At 43.7% G+C, this 16,926-nt stretch carries 14 protein-coding genes; 10 read left to right on the plus strand and 4 right to left on the minus strand.

Annotation, left to right across the window (positions count from 1 at the left end):
• Nucleotides 1-230 precede the first annotated feature (230 nt).
• Nucleotides 231-1,091 (plus strand): fructosamine kinase family protein, encoded by an 861-nt coding sequence (locus IM500_RS04380; protein WP_287731618.1) that lies wholly within the window; start codon nt 231-233, stop codon nt 1,089-1,091.
• A gap of 35 nt (nt 1,092-1,126) precedes the next feature.
• Nucleotides 1,127-1,717, plus strand: a complete 591-nt coding sequence (locus IM500_RS04385; protein WP_287737804.1) for a Uma2 family endonuclease — start codon at nt 1,127-1,129, stop codon at nt 1,715-1,717.
• Here the strand turns inward: IM500_RS04385 and murG are convergent.
• Entirely contained in the window at nt 1,699-2,772 is a 1,074-nt protein-coding gene (gene murG, locus IM500_RS04390) for an undecaprenyldiphospho-muramoylpentapeptide beta-N-acetylglucosaminyltransferase (RefSeq protein WP_287737805.1), read from the minus strand. The two genes, IM500_RS04385 and murG, sit on opposite strands and share 19 nt — an antisense overlap.
• Before the next feature lie 77 nt (nt 2,773-2,849).
• Here murG and IM500_RS04395 point away from each other — a divergent pair, with 77 nt between their 5' ends.
• Nucleotides 2,850-3,656, plus strand: a complete 807-nt coding sequence (locus IM500_RS04395) for a DUF8623 domain-containing protein (RefSeq protein WP_287737806.1) — start codon at nt 2,850-2,852, stop codon at nt 3,654-3,656.
• Between the two features lie 172 nt (nt 3,657-3,828).
• Here the strand turns inward: IM500_RS04395 and IM500_RS04400 are convergent, their stop codons facing one another.
• The 3 genes from IM500_RS04400 to psb32 form a co-directional block, all read right to left on the minus strand.
• Entirely contained in the window at nt 3,829-4,647 is an 819-nt protein-coding gene (locus tag IM500_RS04400; RefSeq protein WP_190721856.1) for a transglutaminase-like domain-containing protein, read from the minus strand.
• Between the two features lie 479 nt (nt 4,648-5,126).
• Nucleotides 5,127-5,726, minus strand: coding sequence for a hypothetical protein (locus tag IM500_RS04405; RefSeq protein ID WP_190721854.1), 600 nt, complete (start codon nt 5,724-5,726; stop codon nt 5,127-5,129).
• A gap of 232 nt (nt 5,727-5,958) precedes the next feature.
• A complete protein-coding gene (psb32, locus tag IM500_RS04410; protein ID WP_190721852.1) occupies nt 5,959-6,642 on the minus strand; it encodes a photosystem II repair protein Psb32 in 684 nt (227 codons plus the stop codon).
• A 190-nt stretch (nt 6,643-6,832) separates the two neighbouring features.
• Here psb32 and IM500_RS04415 point away from each other — a divergent pair, with 190 nt between their 5' ends.
• The 7 genes from IM500_RS04415 (at nt 6,833) to mutS (ending at nt 16,696) form a co-directional block, all read left to right on the plus strand.
• Nucleotides 6,833-8,842, plus strand: coding sequence for an ATP-binding protein (locus IM500_RS04415; protein ID WP_287737807.1), 2,010 nt, complete (start codon nt 6,833-6,835; stop codon nt 8,840-8,842).
• Nucleotides 8,843-8,916: 74 nt separating this feature from the next.
• Nucleotides 8,917-9,378, plus strand: a complete 462-nt coding sequence (locus tag IM500_RS04420; RefSeq protein WP_190721848.1) for a hypothetical protein — start codon at nt 8,917-8,919, stop codon at nt 9,376-9,378.
• Nucleotides 9,375-10,016, plus strand: coding sequence for an LppP/LprE family lipoprotein (locus IM500_RS04425; RefSeq protein ID WP_190721846.1), 642 nt, complete (start codon nt 9,375-9,377; stop codon nt 10,014-10,016). Before IM500_RS04420 ends, IM500_RS04425 begins: the two co-directional genes overlap by 4 nt.
• Nucleotides 10,017-10,074: 58 nt before the next feature.
• The gene (gene recJ / locus IM500_RS04430) at nt 10,075-12,039 is read left to right on the plus strand and encodes a single-stranded-DNA-specific exonuclease RecJ (protein ID WP_190721843.1); all 1,965 of its coding nucleotides are present in this window, start codon (nt 10,075-10,077) and stop codon (nt 12,037-12,039) included.
• A 27-nt stretch (nt 12,040-12,066) separates the two neighbouring features.
• Nucleotides 12,067-13,206 (plus strand): glutamate 5-kinase, encoded by a 1,140-nt coding sequence (gene proB, locus IM500_RS04435; protein ID WP_190721841.1) that lies wholly within the window; start codon nt 12,067-12,069, stop codon nt 13,204-13,206.
• Nucleotides 13,207-13,388: 182 nt separating this feature from the next.
• Nucleotides 13,389-13,898, plus strand: a complete 510-nt coding sequence (gene apcB, locus IM500_RS04440; protein ID WP_002802766.1) for an allophycocyanin subunit beta — start codon at nt 13,389-13,391, stop codon at nt 13,896-13,898.
• A 149-nt stretch (nt 13,899-14,047) separates the two neighbouring features.
• Nucleotides 14,048-16,696 (plus strand): DNA mismatch repair protein MutS, encoded by a 2,649-nt coding sequence (mutS, locus tag IM500_RS04445; RefSeq protein ID WP_190721839.1) that lies wholly within the window; start codon nt 14,048-14,050, stop codon nt 16,694-16,696.
• Nucleotides 16,697-16,926: the final 230 nt, after the last annotated feature.

A 16,926-nucleotide genomic window follows, 5' to 3' on the forward strand; every position in this document is an offset into this window, starting at 1 on the left:
TAAATCCTTATCTGGCAAGAGACTTAATTGATTAGTTCGCTCTAGATAAAAAATAATTGACAAAAATCGCCAAATGCCTTTCTATATAAGGGTTCCATCCCTTATAACCCCCGTCCATTGCATAACAAAAACCGAAGAACCTAATTAACTTACATCTGATAACTAAATAACTAATTAACTTAAAACTTACATCTGATAACTGATAACTGATAACTGATAACTGATAACCTATGTGGACTCAAATTGCCCGACATATTGCCCAAACCACGGAAAAACCCTTTGAAATTGAGAAAAGTCGTCCCGTTAGTGGTGGCTGCATCAATCAGGGTTATGCCGTCACTGGCAATGGTTTAATTTATTTCGTTAAGATTAACCAAGCGAACCAAGAGGCCATGTTTGCCGCCGAAGCTTTAGGATTAAAGCAAATTCACGCTACCAAGACTATCAGGGTTCCGGAGCCAATTTGTTGGGGAATTGCCGAGAAATCTAGTTATTTAGTGCTAGAGTGGCTAGAATTCGGCGGTGGCAATAGCCAAAGCTGGGAAAAAATGGGGCAAAATTTAGCTCGTTTACATCAAGTTTCCCTATCCGATCGCTTTGGTTGGCATTGTAATAATACCATTGGTTCTACTCCCCAGATTAATACCATTAGTAACAATTGGGCGGATTTTTTCGCTCATCAGCGTATTGGCTATCAATTAAGACTTGCGAAGGAGCGCGGCGGCAATTTTCCCGACGAGGATCAAGTTATTCCCGCTATTAGCGAGATTTTGAGTCAGCATCAACCCCATCCCTCCCTTGTCCACGGTGATTTATGGTCGGGAAACGCGGCCATTACCGTCGATGGGGAACCAGTAATTTTAGACCCGGCCACCTATTGGGGAGACCGGGAGGTAGATTTAGCCATGACGGAACTTTTTGGCGGTTTTCCGGCGGCTTTTTATCGGGGTTATAACGATGTTTTCCCCCTCGATGCCGGTTATCAACAGCGCAAAACTCTTTACAATCTCTACCATATTCTCAATCACTTTAATTTATTTGGTGGTGGTTACGCTTCCCAGGCCAATCGGATGTTACAGGAAATTCTTTAAGGGTTTTACTTGTGAATATTTACCGAGGATAAATTATGTCTATTCGAGAAACTACTGTGATGAAAACTCCAGAGACAAAAGTATGGACTGATGCAGAGTTTATGGCGTTACCTGACGATGGTAATCGTTACGAATTAGTCAAGGGAGAGTTAACTAATATGGGGAATTCTGGGGCTTTACACGGTTATATTGCCATTATTTTAAGTGCTGCTTTATTCGCTTTAGTAACATCTCGAAAACTAGGGGTATTATTGGACTCCAGCACTGCTTTTACTATGAAAAATGGCAATAAACGTTCTCCTGATATAGCCTTTTTTGCCAAGGAACGTCTGCAAGGATTGGAAGAATTGCCGACGGGTTTTTTAGAAGGTGGGCCCGATTTAGTGGTAGAAATTCTCTCTCCAGGGAATACAGTGGCAGAAATCGAGGACAAAATTGCCGAATATTTTGCCAATGGGACTCGTTTGCTCTGGGTTATCAGTCCCCGTCAACACTATGTTTTAGTTTATCGTTGCGGGTACGAACCGCAGGGATTATTAACATCAGGAGATTTTCTGGAGGGGGAAGATGTGGTTCCGGGGTTCACTTTTCCGGTGGCTGATTTGTTTCAAAAACTATCTTTGTGACTCTTTCTTCTCAACAAATCGGCTAATAAATCGGCACTGTCACTAATGGCTAGATGAGAAGCTTGTTGGGCCATGGCGGCCAATTTTTCGGGATTAGACCATAAATCGAGGACTAATTCGCCTAAAAACTGAGCAGTTAACTCATTTTGACGGTAAAGATAAGCGGCTTGAGCTTCAGCGAAAACTTGGGCATTATAGAACTGATGGTCTTCGGCAGCAAAAGGATAGGGAATTAAAATTGAAGGCGTACAAGTGATCGCTAATTCTGTTAAAGTGCTGGCACCGGAGCGACTGATAGCCAGATTAGCTCTTTGCCATAATCCCGCCATATTGTCGTAAAAAGGCCGGGAAAAATAGTTAGAATGGCTCAAACTATCCGCTTCGGGGTCGTTTTCTCCCGTGAGATGCACGATATAAATGCCTTTTTCTAACCATTGGGGAGCGCTTTGTCGGACAATTTGATTAAGAGCCACGGCCCCTTGAGAACCACCGGCAACGACAATTAAAAAAGCAGTCTCTGGAATCGGTAAATCCAGGGACTGGGGAATGAGAAACTGCTCTCGTACAGGCGTACTAGCCCAAGTGGTGCGAGTGCCGGGTAAATAGCTGGCGGTTCCCTGAAAACCGAGGGCAACCGTATCGCACCAGCGACCGAGAACTTTCGTGACTTTGCCCGGTATGTAGTTAGATTCGTGTAGGATGACGGGAATATTGGCTAAACGAGCCGCTAAAATCGTCGGACCTGCGATATAACCCCCGGTGGTAAAAACTGCCGCTATCTGACGTTTTTTGATTAAACTACGCACTTGCCAAATGGCCCGCAGTTGACGCAGCAGAATCTTGAGAGTTTTTAACCCCAAACGGGTTTGAAACCCCTCAATGGGAATAGTGTGCAGGGGATAGGTTTTTGGAACTAAGGACTGTTCCAGACGGTCTGGAACTCCTAACCATTCAATCTCGTAATCCGGCAAGCGCTCGGCCAGGGCCAAAGCGGGAAATAAATGACCACCAGTACCACTAGCGGCAATCAAGAGACGGGTTGGAGTGCGTGCCATAATTCGAGAGAGGGTAAATTCAGTCCTAGAATGAAATAATCTACCATAGTTATTGATCCTTACACAAACTATCACTAATGCGTAACTTGAACACAATCCCCGATAAATTTTTTCGTCAATCCCTCAATTTTTCCCTATCGTTGCTGTTAGGTTTGGGTTTAACTTTTACCCTCGCTACCGGTTTGCGGGCCGAAAAGCCAGAAACTGCTCCGGCTAATTTAAAAACCCTTATCTCCAAAATCGAAACGGCGGCTAATCAGCGAGATATCAAGCAATTAATGGAGTTTTATAGTCCGAAATTTACTAATTCCGATGGTTTGACCTACGAAAAAACTAAAAAGGCTTTAACTCATTTTTGGGAACGTTATAACAATCTACAATACACCACGACTCTCGAATCTTGGAGTCGTTCCGGTGATAAGTTAACGGCCAATACAATTACTAAAATTACCGGGACGGGAAAGGTGCAGGGACGAGTGGTGGGAATGAATGCTACGATTAGTTCTCGTCAACAATTTCAAGGGAATAAACTGGTTTATCAGGAGATTTTAAGCGAGAGAGTCGAGTTAAGCACCGGCAAAAACCCTCCCAGTGTTCAGGTGAGAATTCCCGAGAGGGTGAAAGTGGGTCAAGAATTTGATTTTGATGTGATTGTCCGCGAACCTTTAGGGGATGATTTATTGGCCGGAACGGCGATCGATGAGAAAGTAGATATTGAGCGTTATATTAATACAAAGCCTCTAGAATTGGAATTATTACAGTCCGGCGGTTTATTTAAGCGGGTAAAAGCGCCGGCAACACCGGAAAATCGTTGGTTATCGGCGATTTTAATCCAAGGAGATGGGATTGTTGTCGTTACTCAACGGGTTAAGGTAGAAAAGTAATTTTTATCTAAGTAGGGTTTGCTGAAAAATCTTGTTGGTGGGGTGTGGGGTGTAGGGTTTTATTCCCCCCGTTCACTCCAATGGCTGGCACTTTCAGGCAATTTAATCCTTATTTTTGCCGTTTTTGAACCCTCAAAAATTAATTATGCAAGAGGTTTAATAAATACTCTGATTAAGCATAGAGGTGGGAAACATCGCTCGTCCATACTTTAAATTTTGTTAAATTTACTTGACCAAAAGAAGTTGTTAGGGCAGCATCGACGGCATCTAAGCCGCGAGTCATTAAAATCCGCCCGATTCTGGGGGTGTTATGACGAGCATCAAAAGTGTACCATTGATGGTCTAAATAGACTTCAAACCAAGCACTAAAATCCATCGGTAGGGGTTGGGAAGAAATACCGATATCTCCGAGATAGCCGGAGGCATAACGGGCAGGAATATTTAGGCAACGGCAAAAAGTCAAAGCTAGATGGTTAAAATCGCGACAAACCCCCGTTCTTTCCCGATAGACATCATAGGCGGTTTTCGTCACCCGCGCGTATTCGTAACCAAAACGAATGTGACTATGAACCCAATCACAAACCGCTTGTACCCTTGCCCAACCGGGGGGAGTTTGTCCGAAAAGTTCCCAGGCAATTTCCGCAAGCAAATCTACTTCGCAATAACGGCTACTCATTAGGTAGGGAAAAACTTGGGTTGGTAACTCTGCTAAAGGAATTTCTTGGGCATTCCAATTAACGATATCGGGTTTCCATTCATTCTCGATAACTGCTTCATTGTGAATGCGGATCTGTCCGTCGGGTAAAATTAGACGACTGGTTCGATTACCGAAGCTATCTAAAAATTCTTCTATTTTTGTTGCCGGTTCCACCTGCAAATTTTCCGATTGTCTAACTTGATTTAAAATTGAGGGGTGTAGATAAAGTTTTAACAACATGACCACGGGTAAGGGGGCATCAAAGCCAAATTCATAACCAACATGGATTAACATTAGGACTCCTATCTAAATGAAATTTTGTCAGGATTGGTAGAGATGAAACGCCAATAATCGCCAGACTGAAAAAAGTTAGGCCCGACTACTTAGTTAAAAGTTTGAGGAGAAAGTAATGGCCTGGTGCATCTCATTTTTGTAAATCTACTGATTTGGGATTTTTCAGGGGAAACTTTCTCCTAAAATTGGGTGTGTTACTTTCAGTTTTATCACTCAATCCCAGCTTTTGGGGGGTTCTACCCCCCAAACCCCGGAGCGCATTAGCTTTTCGGTGGGATGCTTACACGCGATTGTTCATATTTTTGTACCAATTTCAGAGTCACTGATAATTGCTGATTGTCGGTATTTCTGCAAATGTGGGATGCAGCCGTAATAGCCAAGCTGAAACCCGATAAGCTTTGTACAGAGTTACTTTTATTATAAACTGCTTCAACTAAAAGCTTTGTAACTTTGAAGACAAGCCATCGGCAGGATTAGCTCTATCGAAAAGAGTCTGGGGTGGATGGTTCCTCTAATAGACGGATTTCAATGGGGATGTAGGCCAGTTTAGCAAAAATCTTTTGTTGATAACTGACGGGCCACCATTCGTAAAGAAAAATTTCTAAAGGTCGCCAGAGGGCCACCCAACCACTAATTAATAATCCTTCTTCTAAGAAGTGAATAAATGTATCGGTGCCAAAACGACTAATTAATTCGCTGAGACTCAAACAAACAAAAAGAAAGGAGAGACCAATTAGCAAAGATATGCGTCCCTGTCGCCAAATTGTGCGTAATTTTCTTTGTTCTCCCTGTTGGCGATAGTCAAAATAATTATGTAAAGCTGAGGGTAACAGATGTCGGGCGGTATTCTGTTCGTTACTGGGAAGATAAAAGACTAATTTAAGGGGGGTATTTAGGGGGAATTCATCCACAGAGTTAATAATATAGTTTTCGGCGTTATCGTCTAAATCTCTATCTAAAAATGGCGCAGGATCGAGAGAATTAAAGACTTGCTGTAACTGATTAAGTTTAATTTCAATTAAGTAAGTTCCTTCCTCCTCTCGATAATAGGATTGTAATTTATTTACCAGTCTAGACATTAGTTATTAAGGTTAAGCAAATGGGGTGAACTGACACAACTAAAATCTACTAAGTAGGTAGGCACAATTATTTGTAGGGCGTTGGGTTTCATGCTTCAACCCAACCTACGTTCATCTTATATTTAATTCCACCCACCCACTTAGAAGTTACTTCATCTTGCTCATACAGGCTGAGAATTGAGCTATCTGTGGGAATATTTTAGCTGTATCAGTCCCAGATCATTAATTTAATTTAGCGACCAAAACCAGCGTACCAAAAATAGGTAACCATGGGGATTACTGTGGCTAAAACCAGTAAAACTATCACCCAAATCGTGGCGCTTTTATCGTCAGTTTCTTCTGCGGTAGTAAAGGTACTTTCGATATTAATTGTCGCTACTTCCGGCGGTCCGGGATCCGCTTCTCCAGAAAGTACCGCCGTTAGACGACGACTAGCATCGAGTAAAGCTTGATTATATTTTCCCCCATCTTTGAGGGGAACTGCCATAGTTTCCGAGAGGATACTATCAGCAATAGCATCGGTTAATAGGGGTTTTGCTTCCTCCCCAACCCGAATAGCAGTTTTATTGGTTAAAGTATCAAGGACGATGATAGTTTGATTGGCACGATCTTCGGAGTTAGGATACCATTCTCTCAGGATATCATCGGCTAAATTGTCAATTTTTTGACCGTAATCCAAGCGCCGGACTACCACCATTCTCACTTCCTGGCCGGTTTTTTCGGCGAGGTTTTTCAGATCTTTATTTAATTTTCCTTCGTTAGCGGCACTAATGGCCGAAACGGGATCGACTACATAAGTGGGCGCTCCGGGGCTTAAAATAGGGAGGTCATAGACTCCCATGGCAGCAGCCGGTGACAGGGAAACACCCAAGGCTACACAGCAGGAGAGAAGGAGAGAAGCTAATAATTTGAGCATATTGATTCGGTAAAATTCCTATAGAACATAATAGGGGAAAAGTTTACTGTTTTTTGATTAGGGAGACGGGAGACGGGGTGATGGGGAAGTGGGGAAGTGGGGTGATGGGGAAATTCAACTAATACCCTCAAACCCTAAAACCCCAACACCCAAACCCTTTTAACTGATAACTGATAACTGATAACTGATTATGAGTGATTTTGAGGAACTAGAGTCTAAAAAACGGGAAAAAGCCCTAGAAATGCAGGCCTATCGCGATAATTTGCTCTCACGGGTGACAAGATTACTAATTTCTCAAGATATCCACTTGGCGATCGATCATACCCTAGAACTGCTCTGTCAATTTACCCAGAGCGCTCACTGTTACATTATTCAATATTCCACCTGTCGTCAGCAGTGGAGTATGGTTTATGAATACTGTCACCCCGACTATCCGCAGGTTATCCCGATTCGGGAAGAATCACAAAATCTCTCAACGGAAACCTTTCCCTGGTTTTCTGAACAATTATTAAACGGTATTCCAGTTAAACTGAACTCTTTAGACGATTTACCTGCTACTGCTATCCCTGAAAGAGCTATTCTCGCTCATAGTTCTACTCCCTGTCTCTTAATCGTTCCCATGTGGGATAGTTGTGGGGTAACGGTGGGTTATCTGGGATTGGATGCAAGTGCAGAAAAGCAATGGACAAAGGAAGATGTCACCTTTGTGCGGTTGGTGGGAGAATTAATTGCGATCGCAGAAAGTAGATATGAAGCGGAAAAAGAATTAAAAGAGGCTAAAGAAGCGGCAGTTAAGGCAAATAAAGCTAAAAGTGAGTTTCTAGCTAACATGAGCCACGAATTACGCACTCCTCTTAATGCTATCTTGGGTTTTACTCGCTTAATATCCCGGGATAGCAGCATCAGCAGTGAATATCGGCAATATTTGGAAATTGTCAATCGTAGCGGAGAACATTTATTAGAGTTAATCAACGATATTCTAGAAATGTCGAAGATAGAAGCGGGAAGAACGGTTTTTAATCCCAGTAATTTCGATTTATACGCTCTTTTAGATAATATTGCCGAAATGCTACGCTCACAAGCGCAGGCAAAAGCTTTAAGCTTAATTTTTGATCGCAGCTCCGATCTGCCTCAATATATATGTACTGATGAAAGTAAATTGCGACAGGTGTTAATCAATCTCTTGGGTAACGGATTGAAGTTTACTGAGTCGGGAGGGGTGACTCTCCGGGTAAAATTAGGGGAGAAAAGAGAAGATTATCAGCGATTGCTCTGGGAAATTGAAGATACAGGACTAGGAATCGCTCCAGAGGAGATTTATAAGCTATTTCAACCCTTTAACCAAACGGAAACGGGACGAAAATCCCAACAGGGGACAGGATTGGGTTTACCTATCAGTAAAAAATTTGTTGAGTTGATGGGAGGTGCGATCGGAGTTAGTAGTATTCTGGGTCAAGGAAGTATTTTTAGTTTTGATATTCAGGTGGGTTTGGTGGGGGAAAATGAGATTAAAACCGAAACCAATAGGGCAAAAGTAATCGCTTTAGCCGAAAATAAGCCTAAATATCGGATATTAGTCGTCGATGATCGACCGGAAAGCCGTTTACTGTTGCTGAAACTCCTGGCTACCCTAGGATTATCCGTGCAAGAGGCCGCTAATGGTCAAGAAGCGATCGCAATTTGGCAAGCATGGCAACCTCATCTTATCTGGATGGATATGAGAATGCCGGTGAAGGACGGTTACGAAGCAACTAGGGAAATTCGGCAGTTAGAGGCTGATAATCGCGGAAAAACGGTGATAATTGCCCTAACTGCCAGTGCTTTTGAAGAGGATCGCGCCTTGGTTATTGCCGCCGGTTGTGATGATTTCGTGCGTAAACCTTTCCGAGAGGAAGTTATCTGGCAAAAAATGAGCGAATATTTAGGATTAAAATATATTTATGCCGATAATGAGCCAAATCAGCCCAATTATTCGCCAGTTTTCCTCGATTCCCTGCAATCCCTATTAAAATTAATCAGTCCCGTCTGGATTAGACAATTGCAACAAGCGGCGCGAGAATGTGATGATGAAAAAATTATCGCCCTAACCGCAGAAATTCCCCCCGATTATGCTACCCTTGCCCAAGGTTTACAACAGTTAGCCAGAGAATTTTCCTTTGATGCGATCGAAACCATCATTAGAGATTTAAACATATCTTAAGAGAGTATTTTATCTAGATCTCAAAAACGTGATATTCTAAAGGCATAAATCCCTAAATATGACAATTTTAAAGGATGAAACTGTTAAAAATGCTCATCGGTACTTGGTTAATACTACCGATTTTTTCTGTTCAAGCTCAAGTCCCCTCGCTGCCCCCAATTAAGCAAAATTCCCCCAATCTTGGTGATCTACCCAATGATCCCACCCAGCAGAAAAATTGGCTTTGTACCCAAGGAGATCAACGCATTGCCGTGGCTGCTAAAGAAGAGAAAGGTTGGAAAGAATTAATTGAAAAACAAGGTTGGCAATGTCGTGAGGAAAATACCGACATACCCGATAAAACTCTCGGCTTTTCCTGTGAACCAGAACAAACCCTCGGCCTCTTGACAGTTTACTGGTTAAATGGTAGTAATGGTCAACAACAATTAAGCCAATGGCGAGATAAATTAGCAGCACAACAGGGGATGGTTTGTACCATCAATAACGTGCAGTTATTCGATACTCAAGAAAATATACCCAACCCATTACAACCATGATTAAATTAGCAATTTTGCCTCAATCTATCCTCCTAGGTATCAGTTTACTATTAAACAATTCTCTGCCCTTACTTGCCCAATCTACACCCCTGAGCGTGGATAATTTAAGGAATACCGTCTATAACATTCCCAATCGGGGTTCCGTAATTGTCAGCGATGGTATTTTTCAATCCAATGAGGGACAGATTTTAGGAGTGCAAGTCAGTCGAGAAGCTTTGATGGGGGACTATAATAATGATCAAAGGAATGATGGTATTGTCGTGTTAAGAGTGATTACCAGAGATCAACAGCAATTACATTATTTAGCCCTAGTGATTGATAATAACGGTACTGCCACTAACACCGATACTGTCCTGTTAGCCGATCGAGTAATTGTCGATAATCTGAGTGCCAAAGATGGTATGATCACCGTCAATATGAGAAGATTTCTCCCCCGGGATCCTTCCTGTTGTCCGTCGGGAGTTATCACCCAACAATTTGCGATTAATCCTAGTATTAATCAATTGACTTTACTAAGTACCAACGAAAGTCAACCCACCACACCAAATGTGCAGGTAGTACCCAGTTCTCCCCTGAGAATTAATAATAATAATCTCCCCTTTCAACCTCCTGCTGGGGCCATCCAAATCCGCTTTTAACCTTATTTTTGGTGCGTTACGCTATGCTAACGCACCCTACTGGATTGTTTGAGAAAAAATGACCTACAAATATCCCATCCAACGCTGGTATATTGCCGCGGCTAATCCCGAAAAAATCGCGGGGTTAGCGCGAGAAATGGGACTATCATCCTTATTAGCAACTATCTTAATTAATCGCGGTATTGATACCCCCGAATTAGCTAAAACTTATATAGATCCTGAAGCGGATACCTTACCCTCTCCCCTGGGAGAATTTCCCGACTTAGAAAAAAGTGTCAATTTATTAGTAAAAGCGATCGCTAGGGGCGATAAAATTGCTATCTGTGGAGACTACGATGCTGACGGCATGACCAGTACATCTTTACTGTTAAGAGCCTTGAGACATCTCGGTGCTAGGGTAAATCATGCCATACCCAGTCGCATGAAAGAGGGATACGGAATTAATCAGCGCATTGTCGAAGAATTTGCCGAATCGGGAGTCGGATTGATTCTCACCGTTGATAACGGTATTTCCGCTCACGAACCGATCGCCCTAGCGATAGAATTAGGATTAAAAGTTATTATCACCGATCATCACGATCTGCCGCCAATTTTACCAAATGCCTCCGCTATTCTCAACCCGAAATTATTAACCCCTAACTCTCCCTATCAGGGATTAGCGGGGGTGGGAGTCGCCTATATTTTAGCGGTGACAACTGCCCAAAAAATGGGTAAATTACAGGGATTAACCGAGTCATTATTATCATTATTTACCCTAGGCACTATAGCAGATTTAGCCCCATTAATCGGGGTAAATCGTCGCTGGTTAAAACGGGGGTTAAGAAAATTGCCCAAATCCCAATTAGTCGGGATTCAATCCCTGATGCAAATAGCGGGAATTAGCGAGGAACAAAAGCAATTACAACCGGATGATATTGGCTTTAAATTGGGGCCGAGAATTAATGCAATTGGCAGAATTGGTGATCCCCAGATAGTTATTGAATTATTAACCACCGATGAGGCGGGAATTGCCTTAGAAAGAGCGATGCAGTGCGAACAAATTAATCGTACCCGTCAAGAATTGTGCGAAAAAATTGAAGAAGAAGCGATTAAATTAGTGGAAGAAACGCCGATTCTTTGGCAACAAGATCGAGTTTTAGTATTAGTCGAAAAAGATTGGCATCATGGGGTGATTGGTATTGTGGCCTCCCGTTTGGTGGAACGGTACGGAGTGCCAGTTTTTATTGGTACTTACGAGGAAGAAGATACGGGTAAAATTCGCGGATCTGCCAGAGGAATTGAAGAATTTCACGTTTTTGAAGCCCTGCAATTTTGCCAAGATTTACTAGGAAAATTTGGCGGTCATAAAATGGCGGGGGGGTTTAGTTTACCCACAGCTAATTTACTAGCATTTAAACAAAGATTAAGTCAATTTTCTCACAAAATTTTACAAATAGAACAATTAAAACCTTTAATTAAAATTGATACTATCCTCGACTTTAAACAAATAAACCTGCAACTTTTTCAACAAATTGATAGTTTGCAACCCTGGGGAATTGGCAATGAATTACCCGTTTTTTGGACTCCTAACGTGCGAGTAGTGGAACAGAAAACTATCGGAAAAAATCATTTAAAATTATTGCTGGCTCAAAGCGATAATACCAGAATTAAAGCCCTAGCTTGGCGTTGGGGCGAATATTGTCCTTTACCAACTCGTTTAGATATTGCCTATAAACTCAAAGAAAATACTTGGAATGGTAATACAACCATAGAAATTGAATTAGTGGGAGTGCGATTACCCCAAGAAAATAATAATATTAAAAAAGCAATTTTTATGCACGCCGATAAAATGTATCAATGTAGTTTTTGGGGTGATGTAAACGAGATTCGTATCAAAAATGAACAGGGCGATATTTTAGTCGTGCAGAAAGGCCAGCGCATTGGTTTATTAGGCAAAAATCGGCAACAAGCTAGAGAAGTCAACGTGACTGAACCCCGTTTTTATACTTTAATTAAAGTTGCCATCAAAGCTTTGGCTATCTAGCAACACCTCCCCAAAAGCACCTTGACGATGAACCAAACCATAGTGATCAAAATCGGTACTTCCAGTTTGACCGATAATGAAACCGGCCAATTATCCCTCTCCACGATCGCCGCTTTAGTGGAAGTCCTCACCCGGTTGCGCGCTGCCGGTCATCGGGTGGTATTAGTATCTTCCGGGGCCGTGGGGGTGGGCTGCCGTCGTCTGGGAATACAGGAAAGACCGAAAAAAATCGCCCTCAAACAAGCGATCGCCGCCGTCGGTCAAGGTCGTCTGATGCGGATCTATGATGACCTCTTTACCAGTCTTGGTCAACCGATCGCCCAAATTTTGCTGACCCGTCCCGAATTGATGGAACGCACCTGTTATGTCAACGCCTATAATACCTTTCAGGCTTTGTTTGAATTAGGGGTGATTGCCATTGTCAACGAAAATGATACGGTGGCGATCGATGAGTTAAAATTCGGCGATAATGACACTTTATCAGCCCTTGTAGCCAGTTTAATCGAGGCTGACTGGTTATTTATCCTCACCGATGTGGATCGCCTCTACAGTGCCGATCCGCGGCTATTTCCCGAAGCGGCGGCTATTGCCCGAGTTACTCCCGCGCAATTAGCGCAACTATCGATCGATGCCGGTAGTAGTGGCAGTCAGTGGGGGACCGGGGGTATGGCGACTAAATTGGCCGCGGCCCGGATTGCCACCAGCGCCGGGGTAGAAATGGCGATTACTAGGGGACGGCAGCCCGGTAATATCTTAAAAATTATGGCAGGAGAGGCGATCGGAACCCGTTTTGAGGCCCAAAAACGCAGTGATAACGCCCGCAAACGCTGGATCGCCTACGGACTACTGCCCATGGGTCAAATCTATCTCGATGCTGGAGCGATTCAAGCCATTTGTCAGGGGGGAAAATCTCTCCTTGCGGCCGGAATCACCAAAGTGGAGGGGGAATTTAGCGCCTCGGAATCGGTGCAATTGTGCGATCAAGAAGGCCGGGAATTGGCCAGGGGAATTGTTAATTATAGTAGTGAGGAGATCGATCGAGTGAAAGGTCAACATTCCGAGCGTATTGCCAGTTTATTAGGTTATATGGCCGCAGAAACCATCATTCATCGGGATAATCTCGTCATTTTGAGTGCCTCGTCCACCACCTCGACTAATAAGGGATAATTCCGCCACCCAGAGGCGGTCCAGCCAATGCCTTAAATGTAAAGAAATGTCTCAAAAAAACAACAAATTGTTAGACAAGCAAGAGAGTTAGACTGGGGATGTCCCCCGAAGTTCAACCCTGTGAGATTATAAATAAAGCGAAACTCAAAAATGTCTTTATTGCTGTTGGGAGAAACTTAATAATGCGAGACGCGGTAACTAGCCTGATTAGAAAATACGATGTCACCGGACGTTATCTCGATCGAGATGCGATCGATAATCTTAAACAATATTTTGCCTCGGGAACTGCCCGTCTAGCTGCCGCCGCCCTCATTAACGCTAATTCGGCGGCGCTCGTGCGTGGGGCGGCGATTCGTCTATTTGAAGAAGTTCCCGAATTGATCCGCGCCGGGGGTAATGCCTACACCACCCGTCGTTATTCTGCCTGTCTGCGGGATATGGATTACTATCTCCGCTATGCCAGTTATGCGCTGGTGGCTGCCGATACTAATGTTCTAGATGAACGGGTACTGCAAGGACTGCGGGAAACCTATAATTCCCTCGGGGTTCCCATCGGTCCGACGGTGCGCGGTATCCAAATCATGAGCGAAATGATTCAAACCATGGCTACTGAGGCGGGTATTGCCGACACCTCTTTGATCGCTGAACCCTTTGATCATCTCACTCGCGAATTAAGCGAAGTGTCTATCTAAATTCAGTTGTCAGTTATCGCTTATCGGTTTTGTCCGTTCAATTTTTGATGGAACTAACCCGCATCAGTACCCACTCTCAGCCTAGGGGAGTGGGGAAGGTGCAGCAAGGGGAACAGTTGATTAAAACATTGTCCAGCTTTCTTTGACCCATGACTCTCCCCTCGGATTTTCCCCTAGAACCACCGGCTACCAATAAAGATCCCCATCGTGATTATCGCGGACTCGATCGCGATAAACTCACCCCCATGTATCAGCATTATGTGGAGGTAAAAGAAACCTATCCCAATGCTCTTTTACTCTATCGTGTGGGCGATTTTTTCGAGTGTTTCTTTCAGGATGCGGTGATTATCTCCAGAGAATTAGAATTAGTTCTCACCAGCAAGGAAGGGGGTAAAGGGATTGGGAGAGTCGCCATGACCGGGGTTCCCCACCACGCCCTAGAGCGCTATAGTCGTTTATTGGTGGAAAAAGGCTATGCAGTGGCGATTTGTGACCAAGTAGAGGATTCAACGGAAGCAGCCGCCGAAAAACGACTCGTAGAACGCGCTATCACCAAGCTGCTCACCCCCGGAACCCTCACCGATGAGGGAATGTTAAACGCAAAAAAGAATAATTTTCTGGCCGCTGTGGTGATAACCGGAGAAAATTGGGGATTAGCATATTCAGATATCTCCACCGGAGAATTCTACACCACCCAAGCCAGCGATTTAACGGCTTTAAGCCTAGAATTAAGCCGTTTACAGCCCTCGGAAATCCTTTTTCCCATCAATGCCCCCGATTTAAACCGTATTTTGCGCCCCGGGGAAAAATCTGACCATCTCCCCCCCTGTTTACCCGATAGTTTTTGTTATTCTCTCCGTCCCCAAACTATCTTTACTCTCACAGAAGCGAAAAATCGTCTCCTAATCACCTATAAAATGCGTTCCCTAGAGGGGATGGGCTGCGAACATTTACCCCTTGCTATTCGCGCCGCCGGAGGCCTCTTAGAATACATTGAAGATACCCAAAAAGCCAATCAAGTCCCCCTACAACCTTTAAAAACCTACTCTATCTCCGAATTTTTGATTTTAGATGGGCAAACCCGTCGCAACCTTGAAATTACCCAAACGGTGCGCGATGGTAGCTTCTATGGTTCTCTATTATGGGCGATTGATCGTACTTGTACGGCCATGGGTAGTCGCGCCTTACGTCGTTGGTTACTGCAACCCCTCTTAGATTCTCGCGGTATTCGCGCCCGTCAAGATACTATCCAAGAGTTAAAGGATAATCCCGCCCTGCGCCAAGATATTCGGCAAAAATTAAGGGAAATCTACGATATAGAACGTTTAAGCGGTCGTGTTGGCGCAGGAACGGCTAACGCCCGCGATTTACTTTCCCTAGCGGCATCTTTAGTCAAATTAGCCGATTTAGCGGCTTTGGTCGCCTTAGGAAATTCCCCCTATTTGAAAGCTTTACAGCAAATTCCCGCCGATTTAGAAAAATTAGGCCAGCAGGTGATAGCGCATCTGGTGGAATCTCCTCCGCTGCATCTGAAGGAAGGGGGGGTGATTCGTGAGGGAATTGATGCCCAATTGGATGCCCTGCGGCGCGACTATCAGGAAGTAATCGATTGGTTTAAGAATCTGGAGACGACAGAAAAAGAAAGAACGGGCATTAGTAATCTTAAGGTTAATTATAACAAAACTTTCGGTTATTATATCAGTTTACCCCGCAGTAAAGCTGATTTCGCCCCAAAAGATTATGTGCGTAAGCAAACTTTAGTCAATGAGGAACGTTATATCACCACCGAGTTAAAGGAGAAAGAAAATATAATTCTGACGGCAGTAGATGAATTAAATAAGTTAGAATACGAGATTTTTAGCGATTTACGCCGTCAAGTGGCCGAATTTTCCCCAGAAATCCGGGAAGTGGCCACAAAAGTCGCCGCTTTGGATGTGTTGGCAGCATTGGCAGAAATCGCCGTTTATCAGGGATATTGTCGCCCGGAAATCGCCGATGGTCGTCTTATCGATATTAAAGATGGTCGTCATCCCGTGGTGGAACAATCCCTTGGGGCCGGCTTTTTTGTGCCGAATTCGATTAATTTGGGCAATCAGGAAGGTTTGGAATACCCCGACTTGATTATTCTCACCGGTCCCAATGCTAGTGGCAAAAGTTGTTATCTGCGACAGGTGGGATTAATTCAATTGTTGGCCCAAACCGGCAGTTTTGTCCCGGCAAAGTCGGCCAAAATCTCCATCTGCGATCGCATTTTCACCCGGGTGGGGGCTGTGGATGACCTCGCTACGGGCCAATCCACCTTTATGGTGGAAATGAACGAAACTGCCAATATTCTCAATCACGCCACAGACAGATCATTAGTATTATTAGACGAAATTGGCCGGGGTACAGCCACTTTTGACGGTTTATCCATAGCTTGGTCTGTAGCGGAGTATTTAGCCACGGTACTGCAATCGCGGACGATTTTCGCCACTCACTACCACGAACTAAACGAATTAGCCTCAATTTTAGAGAATGTGGCCAATTATCAGGTAACAGTCAAAGAACTACCCCATGAGATAGTATTTTTGCACCAAGTACGACCGGGAGGCGCGGATAAATCCTACGGTATCGAAGCGGGAAGATTAGCCGGTTTACCAGCTTCTGTGATCGATCGTGCCATGCAGGTGATGGGTCAAATCGAAAAACATAGTAAAATTGCGATCGGTTTGCGTCAAGGAATTAAGAAAATTAAACCAGTTAAGTCGGATAATCCCCCATCTCTGCAGCAGTTAGATATTTTTGATGACACCTACTAAAAACCTGTTGGTATCTAATAATATCTGATTAGACTAACAGTTTTGGGGCATCGGTGACTCCCCGTGAGTTTGACTGTTTGAAAAAACTACTGGTAGAGAAGCAGATTTGACTGGTGGTGATTCGGTAGTAGTGATGGCGGCTTAATCCTTTGCTTTGCTGTGCATTGTAGTCATGGATAAAATACCAAAGGGCTCCCCAACGTGATTCTCCATTTTTTTAGAGAAAGATA

This window comes from Microcystis sp. M179S2, from assembly GCF_020245805.1.
Lineage (GTDB): Bacteria > Cyanobacteriota > Cyanobacteriia > Cyanobacteriales > Microcystaceae > Microcystis > Microcystis aeruginosa.